Below are 23,088 nucleotides of genomic sequence, written 5' to 3'. Positions count from 1 at the left end.
ATGGTAATAAGTAATGGAAATTCACATCCTTCCATGATAGAGAAAGAAGTTATTACAATGCGCACTATGTTAGACTATCTTCCAAAATACTATAATAAGTCCCCTCAAGTAGGTAATACAAATAATTCTAAATCTAGTATTGTTTATAATCTGATAAGGCAAGAGGCAATTGAGATTACAAAAGTGAATGATATCACTGATGGAAAAGATAGTATATTAAATCAATTCTATATTGAAGATGCAACATGGGGATTGGCACACTGGGAGCGCATATATGGTTTAGTGACAGATGAATCCAAATCACACGAAGAGCGTCGATCCGTTGTCAAATCTAAACTACGTGGAATTGGAACCGTTACTGCAGCATTAATTAAGCAAGTGGCTGAATCATATAGACATGGAGAAGTAAAGGTGGAAGAAATACCCCGAGAGCATAGAATTGTTATCACATTCATTGGAGAATTGGGCATTCCAAAGAACTTGGAAGATATTCAACAAGTATTAGCAGAGATCACTCCTGCTCATCTAGGTATTAATTATATTTTTACATATATGACTTGGAATGATCTAGACTCATATATGTTAGCTTGGAATGAGTTAGAAAGCAAAAATTTAACATGGGATCAGTTTAAAATCTATAGAGAATGAGGTAATCACAATAATAAAAAACACATTATGCTGGATAAAGCAACCGTATAAAGGAGGAATTTGAATATGCCAGAAGTAACACCAAACCTTGGAATCAAAAAACCTTTGGGAAATGAAAACGTCTCTAGAGAATCTTTTAATGAAAATTGGGACATTATTGATGAGAAATCAGCTACAAAAGAAGAGCTAGAAATTTCTGGAGAAAATGCCAAGTCTTATGTGGATCAAAAGCTGATTGCCGAGAATATTTCCATTAAAGACGAGGATGGGGATTTTTCATCTGAAAATGTAGAAGGAGCCTTATCAGAGCTTTTTCAATCTGTCAGTGATGGAAAGACGACACTTGCTGCCGCTATTACTGACATGGGACAAAGTGCTTTAGGACAGTATACTTTTGCACAATTGGCAGCTGCTATACGAAATATATCTGATGATGCAACAACTTCAACTGAAAATGTACTTACAGGAACAACGTTTTATCAAGGTGGACTAAAAAAAACTGGGAGCATGCCCAATCAAGGAGAGGTAGAGTTAACACCAAGTACTTCCAATCAAACCATCTCAAAGGGATATCATAACGGATCAGGATACGTAAAAGGAGACGTTGATCTTAAAAGTGAGAATATCAAAAAAGGGGTTAGCCTATTTGGAGTGAATGGAGCATCAGATGTGGTGGATACAGGAGATGCCACAGCTGGAGCCTCTAATATCTTAACAGATAAAACAGCATATGTGAATGGATCTAAGATAACAGGAACCATGACGAATCGAGGGAGTGTGGCGATTACACCAGGTACATCGAAAAAAAGTATTGCATCAGGATATCATAGTGGCTCTGGATACGTAGTAGGAGACGCTGATCTCACCGCAGCAAATATTAAAAAAGGTAAAAATATTTTTGGTGTAGCTGGCTCGTTTACTAGTGATGCCACAGCTGGAGCCTCTAATATCTTAACAGGAAAAACAGCGTATGTGAATGGATCTAAGATAACAGGAACCATGACGAATCGAGGGAGTGTGGCGATTACACCAGGTACATCGAAAAAAAGTATTGCATCAGGATATCATAGTGGCTCTGGATACGTAGTAGGAGACGTTGATCTCATCGCAGCAAATATTAAAAAAGGTAAAAATATTTTTGGTGTAGCTGGCTCGTTTACTAGTGATGCTACAGCTACAGCAAGTGATATCGTTAGTGGAAAAACTGCATACGTCAATGGTAATAAAATTGTAGGAACCTCTAATAGAAAACGGACGGCTACAGGCAAATTCAACCTAGATATTGGTTATTCTCAATCAGATGAAGTGACAATATCAAATCTACCATTTAGACCTACCGTAGTTTTAATCTCAGGAGGTTCTACTCTTGCACGATCACCTTTTGGGGAAAGTGAAGTAATTGGGGGAGAAGCTGTTCTTACTAACAGTGAAATATTTATGAAAACCATTACACTTGTGGTCGAAACAGGAAAATATTGGGATGGAGGAGCTGCTTTTCCTAAATACGAGGATTTGAGTTTTTCCGGTTATCCTACCATAAATGGTTTTTACTTTGAGCATGAGGGGGCGTCTGCCACAGAATTTCGAGATAAAAAAGTTGAATTTAATTGGGTGGCCATTGAATAGTATATTATCCGATATTCTCTAAGGCGGAATGTACCAAATTACTGACTGAGTAAATTTATAATGAGGTGAGGAGATGAACATGGAAAATGAATTAATTACATTTTTTATGACACAAGGGCCGTTTGCAGGCCTATTTGTTTGGCTTTTATATACAACAAAAAAAGAGGGGAAAGAGCGGGAGAATCAACTTCATGCTCTACTCAGTAAGTTCTCAGAAAAGTACGATTTAATTATAGATAAAATCGATAAACTCGAAAATAAGCTGAAGGGTTAGTTGATACACTTATGCCAAATAAATTATTTAAAATTGCAATTGATGCAGGTCATGGACCAGAAACAAAGGGGAAACGTTCTCCAGATGAAAGTTTAAGAGAATTTCAATTTAACGAAGTCGTAGCTTATCTTGTGAAAAATCAGCTAAAAACATATGAAGGGGTAGAGATCATTTTTACTCACGAGAAACATTTTGATGTACCTCTTCAAGAACGTACAAGGAAAGCAAACAAGTGGCAAGCTGATCTGTTTCTATCCATTCATGCCAATGCGTATGGTAGTGACTGGAATAATGTATCTGGGATTGAGACGTTTGTACATACATCTCAACCTAAATCGGCTACTAGACTCGCAAATGCTGTACAAAAGCGACTTGTGCAAGTAACGAAGCGGAAGAATAGGGGGGTCAAAAGTGCTGACTTCCATGTGTTAAGAGAGAGTAACATGACTGCGATATTGGTAGAGTGTGAATTTATGACTTGCAAAGAGAGTTGTGAATTATTGAAATCAACATATTATCGGCGACTATGTGCAGAAGCTATTGTGCAAGGAATTGTAGACACCTACTCTTTGCAAAAAAAAGAGAAGCATGACAATGAGAATAGAGAAATTGAAAGTTCTACTTTATTTCAAGATGTAGATACCTTTAGGTGGAGTCATTCAGCCATTGAACAAATGGCTAAAAAAGGGTTGATGAATGGATATAAAGATGGTTTATTTAGACCTTCAAATCCTGTTACTCGGGAAGAATTAGCAGTCGTTCTCTCGCGGATCATGAGAAAGGAGGAATAAGTAATGGAGTTTCAAGCATATGATACAAAAATAAGAAAAGAGGAATAAATAGATTTTCAATAAGAAGAAGAGCGATTCTTACCCTTGTGAATAAGAACAGCTCTTCTTCAATATAGTCTCTTTTTTCAATGATTAACTTAACTTTGGAATATTCAAAAAGTATATTTTAAAAAAATAGTTCTATTGAATGATATACTTATAAAGTTCTGGAAATATACTACATAATTAGTTTTTGAGTAAAATTATGAAGAAACATCCAAATAATTTGGAAAATTCATCCTATTGTACTATACTATTTAGGAATAGTAGTCTGGTATAATATGATTTAGATTAGTTAGTAATTATATTAACATAATTAAATCATTACCAAAGAGGTCTGTGTTTCTCCTATAACACAACAACTAAAAAAACTAAATTGGATGGAGATGATTATATTGAATCAAGTACTAGCTCTTCAACAATTGGAAGAAAAGAAAAACAATGAGGGTCCCGGTCCTATATGGGAAACTCTAACGCCAGTTGCGATAATACATAATAGATATAGAGGTGATACTACTAATATAAAGCAATTTAAAAAAGAAAGGTAAATATATCTTTATCAACTTAATGGTTCGATACGAAAAACGATCGCTATGATCGTTTTTTATAGTTGAGGGATTAACGAACTGATAAAGTTATTACTTATCCTTAACCCAAATATTGTAAAAATCAGCCATTCCTATTAATCCAAAATTATTCCCTTGGAGGGAACTTGAGAAGGCATACTGTTTTTTAAAATGGAACTGAAAAAGAATAAGATTTTCTTTACGAAACCACTCTACCATTTCATTCCAGATATGAAGACGTTCACTGATTGTTTTCCCACTAATAAATCGATCCATAAAAGTATCCATTTGCTGATTCTCTTGTAAAGTAAACATTTTGTGATATATACTGTTATTTCCTAATGGTTCAATTAAATTAATTTCTGATTCATCCTTAAATACAACATCTATCATGATTAAATGAGCTTGATCTAAATGTTGTATGGTTTGATTATAGTTAAGAGGTCGGAGTTCTATAGATATACCAATTTGATTACATCGGGACTGAATCCAAAGTGCATTCTCCCTCCATTGATCTGGATGAATGAACATCGTTATTGTTTCGCCAGCATAGTTACTTTCTTTAAGTGCTTCTTGAGCTTCTGAAAGTGTATTGGATGGAAAATTTCTATTTTTGCTATGAGCAAGTAAAAAACTGTCCGCAAGTTGAACTTCCTCTAGATTTAACTCATCAATCATAGTATCTCGATCTAAAGCAAGTCGAATAGCTTTTCGAAATGCTGGATGTTGTTGTGGACCTAATATTTTTGTATGAAAAATAATGAATTGTGTAATGTTCATATCTTGCGTAATTGTTTTGTCTTGTCCCTCTATTGAACCTACATTTTCGGTGGTCATCTCGTAAAGAAATCTACTTTGCAATTCCTCAGGAAAACGATAAATTTCTACTCGATCTAGCCAAGCCCTTTTATTAAAATAATGATCAAAAGCTTCCATGATTAATTTTTCTTTAGTGAATGACTGTACGGAAAAAGGTCCAGTTCCCACGACTTGTTGTTTCAAATCCACATCGTGTGGAACGATCGAAGCTTTGTTTGAACATAGGATATTAGGAAAAAAAGGAATAGGTCGATTAAAATGAATAATCACGGTATGATCTCCTAATGATTCTATTTTTTCCAAGTGTCGACTAAGCCAGTAGAATACGCTTTCAATAGAATGAAAGAGACGCTGAAAAGTACAAATTACGTCTTCTGATGTGAACATTCTACCGTGATGAAAGCGAACTCCTTTACGCAGATAAAAAGTCCACGACTCATCGTTTAAAGAATCCCAATCAAGAACGAGATGAGGATGAAACTGTTTTGTATTGGGATCCATGCGAAGAAGTGTATCAAAAATATGACCAACAAAATGGTATTCGTATGCTGTAGAGATTTGTGCTGGATCCAACGAAATGAGATCTCTATGAATAGGAATGCGTAAGATGTGCTTAGCTTTTTTTTTTCCTCCGATTTAAAACCAAACCATTCTTCAAGGTATTGCCCCAAAATATTATGAATCTTTGAAGGAATGGATAACGATTGTAGGAACTCCATTCCTTCTTTGAAATGATCCTGTGCCAGTTGTTCATTTGCATACATCTTAATGCTATCAATTAAAGAAAGTTTAAAGTTGATAAGGGATCTATAACCTCGTCCATTTCCTGGTTTCCACTTTAACCATCCTTTCTTATCTAATCGATTTAGTACCGTTTTTGCATTTGACCTACTGCAGCCGAGGATATCGATAATTTCATTGAGTGTCGTTTCAATTTCAACACTACTTTTTTGATTTTTAAAGGCTGTATGTAAGATAAGATAATGTTCAATTAATTTCATTTAATTTTGCTACTCCTTTAAAAATGAATATAGAGAATATAACATGATTAATAGATTTGGTAGAAGGGGTCGAAAATCATGAAATTTTAATCCTTTTTAACTAATATTATTATTTATAAAATAGAACCAGTTAATTAGAGGAGGTGAAACTTGAAAAAGAGAAAATATGAATAGCAGATAAAGGAGGGGGAATTAAGGGACTGTAAAGAATTTTGTGTTTAAAGTATTTTCAGTAGAAAGAATGACTAGTAATGATATATTATAATTATTCATTTAATAGGGGATAGAATATAATCAACTGATTCAATAATTTAATAGGTGCAGTATTAGAAGGAAGTACAGATTTAATCTTCTACTGAGAAGGACTATTGTTTTTTTGTTTAAGAACATAAAAAACCACCCTAAGGGTGGTGGTAATATAAACATTTATTTTAGTCCAACTCTCTCATTCATGATATATTGGATATATTAATCATACATAAAGGACTTAAAATTCCTGATATTCTATCTGGTAATGCTAAGGAAACGAGTCCATTTCCTTCTATCGTTTTTGGATACCCTACAGATAAGGTTCTTTTTATTAATTGTGCATACAATTCAGCTTCAGTTAATGGTCTGTTAAATTCTCTTTCACTGATGTTTTTTAAAAGAGCTAAAGCTCCTGAGACATGGGGAGTAGCCATTGAAGTCCCGCTTAATTCTGTGAATTTATTTCTTGGATAAGTTGAGATGACTTTCACACCAGGAGCGACTAAATCAATTTCATTATTAGAATTTGTAAAATTAGCAGATCTTTTTTCAAAATCAATGGCACCTACTGAAATAACTTCATTGTAGCTGCCAGGATACGAATACTCATTTGTATGAGATCGTCCGTCTCCTTCATTCCCTGCTGCACAAACAACTAATATATTTTTTTCAACTGCATTGATTACTGCTTGATGTAACTCAGGGATATCGTGAGGACCTCCTAAAGACATAGAGATAATATCTGCGTTTTTATCTACAGCGTAATTGATTGCATTAATAATCCAATCGTAACTTCCAGAGCCGTATTTCCCTCCTAAAGCCTTTAAAATTAAAAGACTTGCCTCAGGTGCAACACCGACAACTCCACTGCCATTTATACTTGCTGCAATTGTTCCTGCTACATGTGTTCCATGTCCAATATAATCACTAAATTTGTTAGGGTTTCCATTATCATCATCTGTAAAATTTCTTCCCCCAATGACTCTGTCTTTTAAGTCAGGATGATCTCGATCACAACCTGTATCAATAATAGCAATTACAATTCCTTTTCCTCTTTCACTTTGATCCCAAACTTCTGGTGCTTGAATCATCCTAACTCCCTGAGGGATTTCATTTACATCCACATTTTTATTATCCACTTTATAAGGGATAAGTTTAAAATCTTTGTCCATTTTTTTAACCTCCCAATTCATTTTTTAAAACTATGAGTAAAAAGATACTACTTGTTCATCATATGAATGAAAGTAAAATGAAGGCACGGTCATAACCTAGAGTTGTGTACAAATTTAATGCATTTCATAAAAAATGAGCATGTGTTGATCTGAAAAAAAGAATGATTTGAAAAATATCATAAGTGTAAGGTGAGTTAATTAGAATGGATTTACTTTAATGTGATGAAAATTAAATTGAGGCTGAATGTTAAAAATTGGTTTTTTAATTATAACATACATTATAATAGTTGAACAATCCTATTTGAAAGAAAAAGATTGTGACATTCTTTTGTTACCATTTGTCACTTATTGATAACTAATAAATTATATAATATTTATGCAGAAAGATATACTAGTTATCAATTTAGTTATTGTTTAGAATTCCCTTGAGTATGCCAGTAACACGTAAAAATTGAAGGAAGTTTATGGAGGAGTATCGTGACAAAGGTATATATTATATTTTTTATGACATTTATATTATCTGGCTGTATTGCTTTTGAAAATAATGAATCGTTAATGAAACCCCCAAAACCTGTTTCTAAGATTAATGCAGCTATTCAGTCCTTTCTACCTAGTGATGCATCCATAATAATAGCTGAAACAGGAAATTATGTAGATTCTTATTCTTTAATTGATCTGAATGGAGATGGATTATTAGAGGTTATAGCATTTTACACTGGTACACACGAGGTTAGTGTTCAAGGTCTGGTTTTAAAAGAAACAAATGGAGAGTGGAACGTTCTTCATAATTTTGAGGGAGATGGCAATGCACTTTATGAATTGGATTTTGTAGATGTAACAAATGATGGGTTTTTAGAAATCGTAGCTGGATACTCATTTTCGGATGCATATGAAGTAAGAGGTTTAGTGATTTATCAATATGATGGAAATGAAATTAGTAGGATCTTTAATACTTCGTATACATATAAAGTGATGGATGATTTGAATGAAGATGAAGTGAAAGATATTACCACTATTCTTCTTGATGAAAACCATAACTCAAATAACGCTTCTGTATACAACTATGTAAATCAAGAAATGAAGTTAATTGATGCCTTACCACTTAATCCGATCATTCTTGGGTATTATAACATTCTTAGCGGTTATGTAAATTGGGAGCGAGAAAAAGGCATCGTTCTTGATGTGGCGAACGGAATGCATACAGCATATACAAATATTTTGTTATTTGATGGAACAAATTTAAAAAGTGTTTTTAACGAGGAAGAAGAACCTAATGATAAGGTGTATAGGTTAAAAAGTGAAGACATTAATTATGATGGAATTTTAGAGATTGGAATACCTCGAATTCCTGTTGGATATGAAGATGAGGAGGAAAGGTATATTCCTTATATAAATAGTTATTATCGCTGGGATGGGGACAAGAGATTACAGTTTGTTAGTGAACGATATGATAATTATACTTATGATTACCGCTATGAACTGCCTTGGCTTCCAGAATACGTAACGATTGAAAGTGATCTTGATTTTAAAGAAATAAAATTTATCAGTATAAAGGATCATAGTCTTTTATTTGATATTTATGTGATCCCTATAGCAGAAGGAGATAAACTTGAAGGGAAAATTGAATTAGCCCGTACTAATAGTTATGTGTATTGTACTACAGTAAATGATAAAAGATTGCAAAGGGCATTTAAGTTGCTGTAAAGATTAGAGGTGAGGTGCATCGTGAAAAAATTATACATCATAATGATTTTGTCTTTTTTAATATCTGGTTGTGAAGTTTTAAAAAAAAATGAATCATTGATGACCCCTCCTCAGCCTGTTTCTTTAATCAATGAAGCTATAAAATTCTTTATTCCAAGTGATGCCGCAATTTTAGAAGCAGTAACTGGAGAATACCAAAGTTCCTATTCATTGATTGATCTGGATGGAGATGGTTTACTTGAAGCCATTACATTTTATACAGGTGATCAGGAAAATTATGTACAAGGATTGGTATTGAAAGAAACAAATGGAGAATGGGATATCGTTCAAACCTTTGAAGGGGAGGGCAATGCACTTTATGAATTAGATTTTGTTGATGTAACAAATGATGGTCTTCTAGATATTATAGCAGGGTTCTTTGTAGAAGATAATTTCTACTTAAATAAAGGACTTGCTATTTATCAATATGATGTAAATAAAATCAGTAGGCTTTTTAATACTTCCTATACTAATAAAGTAATCGATGATTTGAATGGGGATGGGATAATTGATGTAACTATTTTTCTTCTTGAAGAGAATCATATTTCATATGAGGCTTCAGTGTATAATTTTATCAACCACGAAATGAAGTTTATTGATGCTCTATCGCTTAATCCAAAAATACTTGGAGCTATTCCTAAAAGCGGTTATGTGGCTAGAGATCATAGAGGCATCGTTGTTGATAACTTATATGGAGCTCACTCTGCATATACGAATATCCTTTTATTTGACGGATTAAAACTAGAAAGTGTATTTGATGATGAAGACCTACCCAATTATAAGGCTACAATGTTAGATAGTGAAGATATAAATAATGATGAAATTATAGAAATTGGCATACCTCGGATTCCTGCTGGATTTGAAGATGATGGACATGCTTATACTCCGTATATTCATAGTTTTTATCAATGGGATGGAGAAACGGGGTTAAAATTTGTACAAGAACGTTATGACAATTATGAATATGGTTATCGTTTTGATTTTCCTTGGTCAAATCAAAATGTAACCATTGTAAGTAATCTTGACTTTAAGGAAATTAAATTTATAAATACTGTGGATCAGAGTCTTTTATTTGATGTGTATGTGATTCCAGTATCAGAAGAAGAGAAACTTAAAGGAAAAATTGAATTAATGCGAACAGATACTTACGTGTATTGTACTACTATAGATGATGAGCAATTACAAAGGAACTTTCATTTACTATGATGGTAAAGATATAACTGTTTAATGGCAGGTGGTTATTTGAGTAAAATATTAATCGTTGAAGATGAAAAAAGCATTCGCAGATTTATTCATATTAATTTAAAAAGACATGGCTTTCATGTCTTAGAAACTGACAACGGTGAAGTAGCACTTGAAATTGTAAATAGAGAAAAGGATATAGATGTTGTTTTATTAGATGTGATGCTGCCTGGAATAAATGGTTTTGAAGTGTGTGATAAAATTCGTGAGTTTAATGAGCACATCGGTATTATCATGCTTACTGCAAAAGTACAGGAGGCAGATCATATCACTGGGTTATTGTCAGGAGCGGATGATTACATTAATAAACCCTTTAGTCCTAAAGCGCTAATTGCAAGAATACAGTCCTTGCTAAGAAGATTAAATGTATCCTTCCGTGAAATGAATACCGAGGTGCAGAATGTGAATCCACCACTGATTGAGATGCTTCCAAAAACCAACAAAATTAAAAAAAACGGGGATTTTGTTGATCTCACTCAAACTGAATTTCAGCTATTGAAAATATTAATGGAAAATAAAGAGCCTATTAGTAGAAACGATTTGTTAGATAAAATTTGGGGATTGGATTATGTGGGAGACGCTAAAATAGTAGATGTAAACATCAGAAGACTTAGAAAAAAAATCGAAGATGATCCCTCCAAACCAATATTCGTTAAAACAATATGGGGTTATGGTTATCAATGGACAGGTGATGAATAATGTCAGGCATAAAAAAAAGAATTGTAACTCACTACACGCTTGTCGTATTTTTAACAATTGCAATATTAGAAGGTATTTTTCTTACGTTTATTCACTTTTATTACTATGATGGAATAGAAAAAATATTAAAAAATCATGCACAGGTTTCGTCTTCCTACGCGAACCGCTACATGAGTTTAAATTCATATAATCTAGATGGTAATCTACAATTAATTAAAGATCAATTTTCATATGAAAGAGCAGAGCTTCAAGTTATAGATGGGCAAGGCAGAGTTCTATTAACTTCAAGTGGAATTGGACTTGATGAAGTGATAAAAACAGATGATGTGATACAAGCTTTAAATGGAATAGAAACCTCTTGGAAAGGAGATCACTTTTTAACTAATGAGAGTGTTATCGCAGTTTCTACTCCATTATTTGAAGGTGATCAACCATTTGCAGCATTGAGGTTTATAACTTCACTTGAAAATGTGAATCAGACGGTGTTTAACATTTATGCAATATCAATCGGTATTGGTTTCATTATTTTATTTATTATATTCCTTATAAGTATTACTTTAGCTAAATCTATTTCAAAGCCAATTCATGAATTAACACTAGCATCAGAGAAAATAGCAAAAGGCAATTTACAGAGTAAAATTAAAGAAACTTATATTGATGAGATAGGCGATCTGGCAAAAACATTTAATGTGATGGCAGATGAACTTACAAAAAATGAAAAAATGAAAAATGAATTTATTTCATCCATTTCACATGAAATTAGAACTCCATTAACTAGTATTAAAGGTTGGAGTGAAACGATTGTATCCGGAAATTTATCAGATAAACAAGAAACAATTGAAGGTCTGCATACTATCCAGGACGAAACAGAGAGATTGATTGGTTTGGTAGAAGAGTTATTAGATTTTTCAAGATATCAAACGAATTCTCTTACATTAAATAAGAAGCCTCTTAACCTTACTAAACTAATGAACGAAGTCATTTTCCAGATGAAAACTAAATTAAAGGAAAAGAATATGAACACTGTATTTCATGTTGATCAAGAACTGCATATCGTAGGAGATAAAAATCGTCTTAAACAAGTATTAATCAACTTATTGGATAATGCGATAAAATATTCTCCTATAGAAACAACAATCACTTTAAAAATTGAAGAAAACGAAAAAAATGTAAAGTTTCATATTAGTGATGAAGGTGTTGGAATAGATAAAACTCAACTCAATTCTGTTACAAAAATGTTCTATCAAGTAGATGCTAATCAAAGTGGTACAGGTCTTGGTCTGGCAATTTGTCAGAAAATTATTTCACTTCATCAAGGCCACCTTAACATTGAAAGCAGTAAAAACGAAGGCACTACTGTCACGGTTTCACTTCCTAAATAGTGATATTTTAACTCTATGTCCTTTACAAATAGTAACAACAGACTGATGTGATTGAAAGAATAAAAAGTAGTCATGGTTATCCTTCTTTATCCATATAAATTTATAGAGAGATGATTTATTCCTTTAACGAGGAATAAGAAAGGTTCATTTTATTGAGAGGAGGATTTTATGTGAATGATCAGCCAAAAGGACTACGGTTTGATATTTTTGAGAGAGTGCATTTACCTGAAGATATTGAGGGAATTCAAGATTTAGATGATATTGAATTAATCCCGGATATACATTTAGAAACAAGAGGAGATCAAGCAAATTTAGTAGGCAAATTAATACTTTCTGGACAATATGTAGGTATCCAAAATAAACATAATAAAAGAATACTAGAGCACTTTATTCCAGTTGACATAACACTACCATTAAATCGAATTCACAGCTTAGAGGAAATTGGAGTTGAAATTGAAAATTTTGATATAGATTTACTTTCCACGAGGAATTTAAATGTATCAGGTGTTCTTTCTCTAGTTGGAATAGAGGTACAATCGGATCAAGATGATCAATGGAATAATATTGAAGAGACAATTTTTGTCCATCATGCAAATGAAAACAAACCAGAATGGAACGGAGAAACAGAAGCACCATTTCTTGAAGAAACGACGGCACAAAATTTCAATCCTATGGAGGCAAGAGGAGATATTCCTAGGTTTGACAGTACTCGTAAAGAACCGGTTGTTGAGGCTTTAGAAAAAGAAGTGGAAGAAGAAGCTCCAGTTGAAAAAATGGAGGAAGTAAAAGAAGAAGTAGAGGAAAAAGCTGAAAAGGAGCCAGTCATCGAAAAAAAAGTTGAAATGAAAATTCAATTAAAAAAAGAAACAGTAAAAGAACCGAAAAAAGAAGTAGTGAAAGAAACAAAAGAAGAAGCAATAAAAGAAACAAAAGAAGAAGCAATAAAAGAAACAAAAGAAGAAGTAGTGAAAGAAACAAAAGAATTACCTGTGAAAGAAGAGAAAAGTGATGTGGCTGGTAAAGAAAAAAGTAAGTTACCCAATCCAATTAAACCAATTCTAGAAAAACTAGGGAAATCTGATAAAAGTAGAAAAGAGCCAGTTGCAGAAGTAGAACAACTAGCAGTTAAACCAAAAATAGAAAAGAAAGAAATCATTGAAGAAGTAAAAGAAGAAAAAAAGGAAAAACCTGCTGCCCATAAAAAAGTTGAAATGAAAATTGAAATGAAAAAAGAAATCAAGAAGGAAGTAAAAGAGGAAACTAAAGAAGAAATTGATAAGAAACAAGTCAAATCTGAAGCTAAAAAATCAAAAAAAGAAAATGTAGAGAATATATCAGATGTTGAGGAAACAGAGTTAGATGATAATTCAAATGTAGAAGCCCTTGAAGAAAATGAGAATGAGCAAAAAGAAAGTAAATCCTCTAAGTTCAAAATTGCATTTTTAAGTAAGAAATCATCAAACGAAGAGTCAACAGAAAATAAATTTTCTAATAAATTAAAATCTTTATTACATAAAAAAGATCATGACGAAGATGCGAATGAGAATAGAAATACGGATGATTTAGCTGATTTTGAAAATAATGAAAATACAGAAGCAACAGAGGTTAGAAACGAAGGATTAGAATGGAAGAAATTGTTTTTAACAGATGAAGAAGAATCACATAAATTTAAAAAGGTAAGAATGTGTATTGTGCAGAAGGAAGAAACCTTAGAATCGATAGCAAATAAATATGAATTAAATCCAAGAGAAATACTGTTATACAACCGGTTTAGTGACCAAGAAGATGTATTCGCAGGTCAGGTTATTTATATTCCTCAGAAATAAAAAATTAAGAACATGAGTGAAAAAAATCGCCCTATTGATGATCTTTAAGAGATCATAAAGGGCGATTTTTTGTGGGTATCTTTTTGATCAAGCTTGAAGTTGTTTAAATTCATTAACAACAGCTTATTTTTTAGGGTGTATTTTATGTTTATGAATGCAGTATAGTTGGTTATGATGATAATATAACAAAAAATGTAGAAAATATTGACTGCGTGAAAGAACACAGGTATGATATGAGTTATAAAATTAAAAACGAAGAAAGGGAGTAGTAAGTAGCTAAACCTTCAGAGAACGGAACCCTTGGCTGTGAGGTTTCGTAGGATGTAACTGCTGAAGTCGCCCTGGAGTTGCAAATAAATTGTTTCTCAAAGTTTTTTTGATGAACAATCATGCCGGCTACAGCCGTTATCTGTTTGAGTGTCGTTCATTTTATGATGAATCGAAATTAAGGTGGTACCACGGAAGCAAAACCTTTCGTCCTTTGAGGATGAGGGTTTTTTTATATTTACATTTGGTTTATAAAATATAGGAGGGAAATAGCATGGCAGAATTAAAATCAGGTATTGAAATGCCTACAACTTATAATCCGAAAGACGCAGAACAGAAATGGTATGATTATTGGTTGAAAAATAAATATTTTGAAGCGGGAAAACGAAAAGATGCAGAAACCTATACTATCGTGATTCCACCCCCTAATGTAACGGGAATGTTGCATATCGGTCATGCTTTGACCTTTACTTTACAAGATATATTAATTCGAATGAAAAGAATGCAGGGTTATGATACTTTATGGCTTCCAGGTACTGACCATGCAGGTATTGCAACCCAAGCTAAGGTAGAGCAAAAACTCCGAGAAGAAGGTACTTCAGGCCATGTGTTAGGTCGTGAGAAATTTATAGAAAAAACCTGGGAATGGAAAGAGAAATATGCAGGTACTATTCGTGATCAATGGAGTAAGATAGGTTTGTCATTAGATTATTCTCGAGAAAGATTTACTTTAGATGAAGGTCTTTCTGAAGCTGTACGCGAAGTGTTTGTGAAACTATATGAAAAAGGTTATATTTATCGAGGAAAATATATTATTAACTGGGATCCAACTGCAGCAACAGCACTTTCAGATATAGAAGTTGAATACAAGGAAGTACAAGGGAAATTATATCACTTACAATATCCACTTGCTGATGGAAGTGGAACGATTACAGTTGCTACAACACGCCCTGAAACGATGTTAGGGGATACCGCTGTTGCCGTTTATCCTAGTGATGAAAGGTATGCAGATATGATTGGTAAAAAAATACGATTACCGATTATAGATAGAGAAATTCCTGTCATAGCCGACCAGTATGTTGATAAAGAGTTTGGTAGTGGTGCAGTAAAAATTACACCTGCTCATGATCCCAATGATTTTGAGATCGGTCAACGTCATGAATTACCACAAGTTTTGGTGATGGATGAATCAGGGAAAATGAATGAAAATGCTGGAAAATATCAAGGTTTGGATCGTTTTGAATGCCGTAAACAAATTGTAAAAGATCTTGAAGCACAGGGAGTGCTTGTTCATATTGAAGATCATGTTCATCAGGTAGGACACAGTGAACGAAGCGGAGCTGTGGTAGAGCCTTACTTATCTACACAATGGTTTGTAAAAATGGAACCATTAGCAGCAGAAGCAATTAAAGAACAGAAGTCTAATCAGGGAGTAAAGTTTGTACCTGATCGATTTGAAAAAATTTATTTAGGTTGGATCGAAAATGTTCGTGATTGGTGCATCTCAAGACAATTATGGTGGGGACATCGTATTCCAGCTTGGTATTGTGAGGACTGTGGTGAAATCACTGTATCACGAGAAGATGCTACATCCTGCTCTAAATGTACTAGTAGCAACCTTAAACAAGATGAAGATGTTTTAGATACTTGGTTTAGTTCTGCATTATGGCCATTTTCTACGTTAGGATGGCCTATGGAAACTGAAGACTTAAAACGTTATTACCCTACTGACGTTCTTGTAACTGGATATGACATCATCTACTTTTGGGTAGCAAGGATGATTTTTAGTGGATTGGAATTCACTGATCAAAATCCATTTAATGATGTATTAATTCATGGATTAGTTAGAGATTCAGAAGGACGAAAAATGTCCAAATCTTTAGGGAATGGAGTAGACCCACTAGAAATAATAGAGAAGTATGGTGCTGATGCAATGAGATTTATGATTTCAACAGGCAGCACACCAGGTCAAGATCTCCGTTTCCATTTGGAAAAAGTAGAACAAGCTCGTAATTTTGCTAATAAAATTTGGAATGCATCACGATTTGCATTAATGAATCTAGAAGGTTTTACTTATGAAGATATAGATCTAACAGGAAATTTAGATACAGCAGATCAGTGGATTTTACATCGTTTAAATGAAACGATTCAAGGTGTTACACGCCTTATGAATAGTTATGATTTTGGTGAAACTGGACGTCTTTTATATAATTTCATATGGGATGATTTATGTGATTGGTACATTGAGATTGCAAAATTAAATTTATATGGGGAGGACGAGTCTGCAAAGAAACAAACCCAATCCGTTTTAAGTTACGTATTAGATCAAACGATGCGTTTAATTCATCCTTTTATGCCGTTTATTAGTGAGGAAATTTGGCAGCATCTACCTCATCAAGGTGATTCAATTGTATTAGCAGAGTGGCCTAAATTTGATAAAGATAAAATAAATCCTGAATCTGTACAACAAATGAACTTAATGATGGACATCATACGTGCTGTTAGAAACATTCGAGCTGATGTTAACGTACCGATGAGCAAAGAAATTGAATTATGCATTAAACCAAAAGATGAACAAGTATTATCTATTTTAGAAAAAAACAAAACCTATATTTCAAGATTTTGTAATCCATCCAAGTTAGAATTAAACATTGAAATGGAAACACCTGAAAAAGCAATGTCAGCTGTTGTAACAGGTGCAGAGTTATATTTACCACTTGCAGGATTGATTAATATTGAACAGGAAATAAAACGATTAGAAAAAGAAATAGAAACGTTAAACAAAGAAGTGGAACGAGTGGATAAGAAACTTTCAAATCAAGGTTTTATTGCAAAAGCACCTGCTAAAGTTATTGAAGAAGAAAGAGCAAAACAAGCCGACTATTCTGAAAAGCGAGAAAAAGTATTAGAGCGGATTAAAGAATTACAAGGATAGTTTGTCGCTTTACCTGAAAGGATGGTCATGATGTTTAATAGTTATATTGAAGCAAGGGATTGGATTAACAGCAGTATTCCATTTGGCATCAAACCAGGGTTGGAGAGAATGAAAGTATTCATGGAAAGGTTAGGCAATCCTCATCGAAGGTTAAAATTTATACATGTAGCAGGTACAAATGGTAAAGGGTCTACCTGCTCATTTCTTAATCAAGTACTGCAAGAAGCTGGATATGATGTGGGGATGTTTACATCCCCTTATATTCAAAGGTTTACGGATCGCATACAAATGAATGGTCAAGATATTCCTGAAGAAGATGTATTATCATTATCAAATGAAATAAAGCCTATTGTAGATGAAATGGCAAAAAGTGAACTAGGTTCACCCACAATGTTTGAAATCACTACAACCCTGGCAATACTGTATTTTTCAAAGGTTAGTTATCCTGATTATGTTATTTTAGAAACGGGATTGGGTGGATTGTACGATTCAACCAATATAGTTACCCCTATTGCATCTGTGATTACAAATATCGGTCATGATCATATGGATATACTTGGTGATTCGATTTCACAAATCTCAAAGCAGAAAGCAGGCATTATTAAGCCAGGGATTCCAGTAATTAGTGCTGTAGAACAAAAAGAAGCGATTGAAGTAATAAGACAAACTGCCGTAGAAAATAAAAGTACATTGTACCTTTTAAACCAGCAGTTTCAATACGACATCATAAGTATGAATAAAGAAGAACAAAGCTTTCATTTTCAGAGTCCCTTTCGTTCTATTGATTCTTTAAAGATTACTAATATAGGAGAACATCAATTTAAGAATGCATCCGTTGCCTTGATGGTAATAGAAGTGTTGAGACAATATCAAGCACTTATTGTTGAAGAAGATGATCTTAGGTTAGGATTTAAAAAGATGAAATGGCCTGGGAGACTTGAATTTGTCGGTTCTAATCCGCGTATTTTATTAGATGGTGCACATAACGAAGAAGGTGCTGAATATTTAGCAAAAACAATCAAGGATTTATACATAGGTACAAAAGTCCATTTTATGCTAGGAATGCTTGATTCAAAGAATCATCGTGGGTACTTAGAACATATACTACCAGTAGTTAATACATTGGTGATAACCGAACCTGATTTTAGAAATAAATGTGATGCTCAAAAATTATTTGAAATTGCAAAAGAATTATCAAAAAATAAAAATGTTGACCTTGAGATTATAGTTGAACCTGACTGGAAGTTAGCACTTAAAAATTTAACTGAGAAGACGAATAAAGATGATCTAGCAGTTGTTACAGGAACCTTATATTTAATTTCTGATGTTCGTTCTAAATTATTACAATACTCTGACTCTGAAAAAGGTTGGTGAAAATACATTGAATAACTCTTCTGAACATGTCCATTTTATTGGGATTGGCGGTTACGGCATGAGTGCAATCGCACGGGTCATGCTTGAAATGGGATATCGAGTAACAGGATCGGATGTCACTAGCAAGGATTTAACAAATAAATTAATTGCAAAAGGGGCAAGGGTCTTTATAGGACATGAACCTAATAATGTCCAAGGAGCAGACATGGTTGTTTATTCAACTGCTTTGTCTAAAGATAATGTAGAAATGGTTGAAGCTGAAAAGTTGAAAATTCCTGTTTTACACAGAGCGCAAATGCTGGCAAAATTAATGAATGAGAAACAAGGAATTGCCATCGCAGGTGCGCATGGTAAAACGACAACATCCTCTATGGTTGCTCTTGTTATGGAAAAAAACAACCTAGATCCCACTTATATTATTGGTGGAGAAATTGTAAATGTAGACAGAAATGCGAAAGCTGGTACTGGTGAATATGTTGTTGCAGAAGCAGATGAAAGTGATGGATCATTTTTACAATATCACCCATCAATCGCTATTGTCACAAACATAGAAGCAGATCACTTGGAAAATTACGATGGGGATTTTATGAAATTGAAACAAGCATATGCTCGATTTTTGAGTCAAGTAAAAGACGGAGGAAAATCGATTGTTTGTTTGGATGATCCATATTTGCAAGAGATGAGAAAAGACTTGCAAGGAGATATTATCACCTATGGTATTAAAACGGATGCAGATTATAAAGCAGCAAACGTTCGGTTAGGGGATCGAAAAATCAAATTTGATGTTGAGCATAGAGGTGAAACATTAATACAAGTCGAACTTCCTGTCCCTGGAAAACACAATGTATATAATGCTCTAGCTACTTTTATTGTTTGTACTATTGCGGGTTTAACACCAGAACAAATTGCAAAAGAAATAAAGCAGTTTCGAGGGGCTAAACGTCGTTTTCAAGTTCTTGGTGAAGTAAATGATATATTGGTAATTGATGATTACGCACATCACCCAACGGAAATTCAAGCGACGATTTCTGCTGCCAAAGCTACTGGAAAACGAATTATTGCAGTATTTCAACCACAGAGGTACACTCGAACCTATTTTCTTTTTGAACAGTTTAGCAGGGCATTTCATGAAGCGGATGAAGTCATTATTACAGATATTTATTCACCTGCTGGAGAAGAGCAAATCGAAGGCATTAATTCAGAGAAATTGGTTGAACTCATTCGTCAAAATAGCAATACAAACGTAAAACATATAGCTACGAAGGAGGAAGTGACGACCTATCTGAGTCAATCGGTTGTAAGGGATGATCTTGTCATAACAATGGGAGCGGGAGATATTTGGAAGGCAGCAGAAGAAATAGTTGAATTGTTAAAAGAGAAATTTGATGTAGATGCTTAAATTTTTATTTAAGAATAATAAAGACGTTCTACTGATCTTTTTGAAGTGATCATTTAGAGCGTTTTTTTATTATAATTTTCTGAAACAAAGAAAAGTCATACATTATTAACATTAAGTATGTTCTTTTAAAAATATATATGATAATGTATTGTTATTGTTCTTCAACTATACATATATAACAGAATATCAGGGGGAATTAGAATTGAGAAGGGGAATCATATTTTCAGGAATATTTATTTTGTCTTTTATATTTTCTTTCAATGCGTTTGCTGCAGAAGAAACAGAGATAGAAGTATGGATTGACGAAAAACAATTACAATTTGAAGAAGAGCCATTTATTGAAAGTGGTACAACACTTGTACCATTTAGAGTACTGTTTAGCGAATTAGGATTAGATGTAAAGTGGGATCAAGAAACGAAAACAGTAACAGGTGAAAATGAAACTTTAAAGGTAGAATTGACATTGAATAGCAATCTAGCAAAAGTAAATGGCGAAGTTAATGAAATGCTAGTAATGCCACAATTAGTAAATAATCATACCTTTGTTCCTTTACGTTTTGTAGGGGAATCTACAGGAGCAAATGTACAATGGGATAGTGTAACGAAAACGATATCTATTACTAGCCCTGAACCTAAGGTGAATGATGAAGAGTTGATTAAAGAATTTTTCAATCAATATGAGGAATTTTACAATGAAGAAAATTTGCAAATTGTAAGTTTATTTGAAGAGCAGTTTTTAGAAGATTGGGGTATTGAGTCAGAATTTGAATGGGATTTTGAAAATTATAATGACCATCTTGAAATGAGAGACTTAGAGATATTAAGTATTGAAGATAATGAAGTATATGTTTATGTTGTGGAAATATATGAACGAATTGATGGATCTTTTTATTTAGATGAAATGTATGAACAAATATATTCATTAGTAAAATCTAAAAATGATAGATGGTTTATTAATGATATTGAAGTTGTATCATTTGATTATTACAATTTAGAAGAACTAAAAAATTCAAATGTTGATTTTCCAGTAAAAGATGAGAAAGAAATATTAGCAACTTTTCAAAAATATTTAGATTCAATCAAAGAAGAAAATTTAGATAAATTAAAATCTACTTTACATGTAGAATACATAGATTTGTTGGGTCTTGAATGGTTTGAAGAATATTATGACGGGTTTCTTTTTAATAATTATGATTATACTTTTGTTCAAATAGAAGAATCATCAGTTGTACATATCTATGAGGATGAAGTTACACTCTTTATAAAATTTAATACTATTTTAACGAATAAAAATATTGGAGAAGTAGAAGTTGAAATGTATGAGAGTTTTATTAAATTTAAGAAATCAAAGAACGGACAATGGAAAATATTACAGATAGAATCAATATATTAAATCTCAATAAATATCACAAGGAGTGCTCATTTTGATTACTAAAAATAAACTAGCAATGATTAAACTTGGACTTGCATTTATAGTATCATGTTCAATTATATTCCCAACAAATAAGGTTCTAGCTGAAGATAGTGAACTTGATTATGAATTATATTCTGTAGACGCAGTAAATGAAGCAATAGATTATATTGAATATTTACATTTAGATTCACCGACCCAAGAAGAATTAATAGACCAGGCGATTGAAGGAATGATTAACAATTTAAATGATCCTTATTCACGATATATTTCACCTAGTGAGTTAGAAGAAGAAGGTTTATTTGATTACGAGTATATTGGAATTGGAGTGGAAACAGTAGTTAAAGACAAATCTTTGATTATTGATAGAATTTATCCTGATTCTCCAGCTTCTAGGAATGACCTTGAAATAGGGGATTCAATCGTAGCCATTGACGGTACCCCAATTAAAGGGTTAACAAAAGATGAGATACATAAATTATTTGAAGGTAAGGAAGGTAGCTCTATAGAGTTGACCATTATAAGAGATAGTAGAAAAGTGAATGTGGAATTGACGAGGGGAATTGTGACACATCCTCTAATCATAAGTGAAGTCATTTCAGAAGGAGTTGGATATATTCGTCTTTTTGAGTTTGCTGAGGAAGTGGACATTCCATTTAATGAGCAGCTTATTGAATTAAAAGAAGATGGTTTAGAAACGTTGATTTTAGATTTAAGAGATAATCCGGGTGGATTAATATATATACTAGAAAATATAGCTAAGCAATTCATGAATAAAAAGATATTAATGTTTACTAGAGATAATGTGAATGATATGGATCCAATTGTTATTTTAGATGGGGAAACGATTGATTATGAGATCATTATATTGGTGAATGAGAATACAGCTAGTGCATCAGAGGCTTTATCTGCAGCTTTGCAAGAACATGATTTAGCTACTGTTATAGGACAGCAATCCTATGGTAAGGGACATATTCAAAATGTAATACCACTTTCTAATGGAGGGGTAATATCTATAACATCTCATGAGTATTTTGATCCTAGTAAAAACACTATTGAAGGTGTTGGTGTGATACCTGATATTGAAGTGAAGGAAGAGATTCCACAGATCATTTCCGCTTTACAGATGGCTGGAATAGAGAAGATAGAATTAGTTAAAAATGATTATTCTATCTTTGTTAACGACATTGCATTTTATGATTATTTTGATTATATACAAAAAGAAAATGAAATATTTGTTCCATCACGCATTTTAACAGCTTTAGTAAATGGAGAAATTAATTGGAATCCAACAGAGAAAGCAATTGAAATTAAAACTGATGAACAAGAACTATTGCTCCCAACAGCAGACAAAAATGTTGTTTTTCAAGAAGGCACCACATATGTAAATATTAATCATTTTAAAGAGTACTTCACTCAAATTGATTGGCAATTAGAGAGTGGTGAACTGACTATAACAAATTAATTACAAAAAACCTTTCCAGTTGATATCTATATATATTTAAACTGGAAAGGTTTTTTATATGTGTACTTCTTGATCTCATAGATAAATCCAGTTAGTATGGAAGGAAAGAGTATTTAATGAATTATTCATATTTATATAAGGATAGATTATAGAGGAGGGG

The 23,088-nt window shown here is 33.0% G+C and carries 18 protein-coding genes and 1 other annotated feature; of the genes, 15 read left to right on the top strand and 3 right to left on the bottom strand.

What is annotated here, in order from left to right:
- The 5 genes from VQL36_RS15835 to VQL36_RS15815 all read left to right on the top strand — a co-directional run bounded on the left by VQL36_RS15835 (position 1) and on the right by VQL36_RS15815 (position 3,926).
- Complete coding sequence (locus VQL36_RS15835; RefSeq protein ID WP_349250251.1) at positions 1 to 648, top strand: putative phage tail protein; 648 nt, start codon at positions 1 to 3, stop codon at positions 646 to 648.
- 66 nt (positions 649 to 714) lie between these two features.
- Positions 715 to 2,274, top strand: coding sequence for a hypothetical protein (locus VQL36_RS15830; protein WP_349250250.1), 1,560 nt, complete (start codon positions 715 to 717; stop codon positions 2,272 to 2,274).
- Between the two features lie 79 nt (positions 2,275 to 2,353).
- The gene (locus tag VQL36_RS15825; RefSeq protein WP_349250249.1) at positions 2,354 to 2,548 is read left to right on the top strand and encodes a BhlA/UviB family holin-like peptide; all 195 of its coding nucleotides are present in this window, start codon (positions 2,354 to 2,356) and stop codon (positions 2,546 to 2,548) included.
- 11 nt (positions 2,549 to 2,559) lie between these two features.
- Positions 2,560 to 3,339: an N-acetylmuramoyl-L-alanine amidase gene (locus VQL36_RS15820; RefSeq protein ID WP_349250248.1), complete on the top strand. Its 780-nt coding sequence runs from the start codon at positions 2,560 to 2,562 to the stop codon at positions 3,337 to 3,339.
- A gap of 434 nt (positions 3,340 to 3,773) precedes the next feature.
- Positions 3,774 to 3,926 (top strand): class III lanthipeptide, encoded by a 153-nt coding sequence (locus VQL36_RS15815; protein WP_349250247.1) that lies wholly within the window; start codon positions 3,774 to 3,776, stop codon positions 3,924 to 3,926.
- 90 nt (positions 3,927 to 4,016) lie between these two features.
- On the opposite strand, the gene VQL36_RS15810 is transcribed toward VQL36_RS15815, so the two are convergent.
- From VQL36_RS15810 to VQL36_RS15800, 3 genes are all read right to left on the bottom strand, one after another.
- Entirely contained in the window at positions 4,017 to 5,264 is a 1,248-nt protein-coding gene (locus VQL36_RS15810) for an ABC transporter substrate-binding protein (RefSeq protein WP_349250246.1), read from the bottom strand.
- Positions 5,207 to 5,764 (bottom strand): SgrR family transcriptional regulator, encoded by a 558-nt coding sequence (locus tag VQL36_RS15805; RefSeq protein WP_349250245.1) that lies wholly within the window; start codon positions 5,762 to 5,764, stop codon positions 5,207 to 5,209. The genes VQL36_RS15810 and VQL36_RS15805 overlap by 58 nt, the downstream gene beginning before the upstream one ends.
- 449 nt (positions 5,765 to 6,213) lie before the next feature.
- Positions 6,214 to 7,185 carry a S8 family peptidase gene (locus tag VQL36_RS15800; RefSeq protein WP_349250244.1) on the bottom strand — a complete coding sequence of 324 codons (972 nt, stop codon included), beginning with the start codon at positions 7,183 to 7,185 and terminating at the stop codon, positions 6,214 to 6,216.
- 477 nt (positions 7,186 to 7,662) lie between these two features.
- Between VQL36_RS15800 and VQL36_RS15795 the strand changes: the two genes are divergently transcribed.
- From VQL36_RS15795 to VQL36_RS15750, 10 genes are all read left to right on the top strand, one after another.
- A complete protein-coding gene (locus VQL36_RS15795; RefSeq protein WP_349250243.1) occupies positions 7,663 to 8,889 on the top strand; it encodes a hypothetical protein in 1,227 nt (408 codons plus the stop codon).
- Positions 8,890 to 8,910: 21 nt separating this feature from the next.
- A complete protein-coding gene (locus VQL36_RS15790; RefSeq protein WP_349250242.1) occupies positions 8,911 to 10,134 on the top strand; it encodes a VCBS repeat-containing protein in 1,224 nt (407 codons plus the stop codon).
- Positions 10,135 to 10,170: 36 nt separating this feature from the next.
- Positions 10,171 to 10,869, top strand: coding sequence for a response regulator transcription factor (locus tag VQL36_RS15785; protein ID WP_349250241.1), 699 nt, complete (start codon positions 10,171 to 10,173; stop codon positions 10,867 to 10,869).
- Positions 10,869 to 12,251 (top strand): HAMP domain-containing sensor histidine kinase, encoded by a 1,383-nt coding sequence (locus VQL36_RS15780; protein ID WP_349250240.1) that lies wholly within the window; start codon positions 10,869 to 10,871, stop codon positions 12,249 to 12,251. The genes VQL36_RS15785 and VQL36_RS15780 overlap by 1 nt, the downstream gene beginning before the upstream one ends.
- Before the next feature lie 170 nt (positions 12,252 to 12,421).
- Entirely contained in the window at positions 12,422 to 14,077 is a 1,656-nt protein-coding gene (locus tag VQL36_RS15775; protein ID WP_349250239.1) for a LysM peptidoglycan-binding domain-containing protein, read from the top strand.
- Between the two features lie 246 nt (positions 14,078 to 14,323).
- Positions 14,324 to 14,562 (top strand) — a binding site (T-box leader).
- A 56-nt stretch (positions 14,563 to 14,618) separates the two neighbouring features.
- Positions 14,619 to 17,279, top strand: coding sequence for a valine--tRNA ligase (locus tag VQL36_RS15770; RefSeq protein WP_349250238.1), 2,661 nt, complete (start codon positions 14,619 to 14,621; stop codon positions 17,277 to 17,279).
- Between the two features lie 30 nt (positions 17,280 to 17,309).
- Positions 17,310 to 18,653, top strand: a complete 1,344-nt coding sequence (locus VQL36_RS15765; RefSeq protein WP_349250237.1) for a folylpolyglutamate synthase/dihydrofolate synthase family protein — start codon at positions 17,310 to 17,312, stop codon at positions 18,651 to 18,653.
- A gap of 7 nt (positions 18,654 to 18,660) precedes the next feature.
- Positions 18,661 to 20,052: a UDP-N-acetylmuramate--L-alanine ligase gene (gene murC, locus VQL36_RS15760; protein ID WP_349250236.1), complete on the top strand. Its 1,392-nt coding sequence runs from the start codon at positions 18,661 to 18,663 to the stop codon at positions 20,050 to 20,052.
- Positions 20,053 to 20,254: 202 nt separating this feature from the next.
- A complete protein-coding gene (locus tag VQL36_RS15755; protein ID WP_349250235.1) occupies positions 20,255 to 21,445 on the top strand; it encodes a copper amine oxidase N-terminal domain-containing protein in 1,191 nt (396 codons plus the stop codon).
- Positions 21,446 to 21,476: 31 nt separating this feature from the next.
- The gene (locus tag VQL36_RS15750) at positions 21,477 to 22,928 is read left to right on the top strand and encodes a S41 family peptidase (protein WP_349250234.1); all 1,452 of its coding nucleotides are present in this window, start codon (positions 21,477 to 21,479) and stop codon (positions 22,926 to 22,928) included.
- Positions 22,929 to 23,088: the final 160 nt, after the last annotated feature.

It is taken from the genome of Chengkuizengella sp. SCS-71B, assembly GCF_040100845.1.
GTDB lineage: Bacteria > Bacillota > Bacilli > Paenibacillales > KCTC-33759 > Chengkuizengella.
The sequence above is the reverse complement of the archived record's forward strand: the minus strand, read 5'-3'. Positions and strand labels throughout refer to the sequence as shown.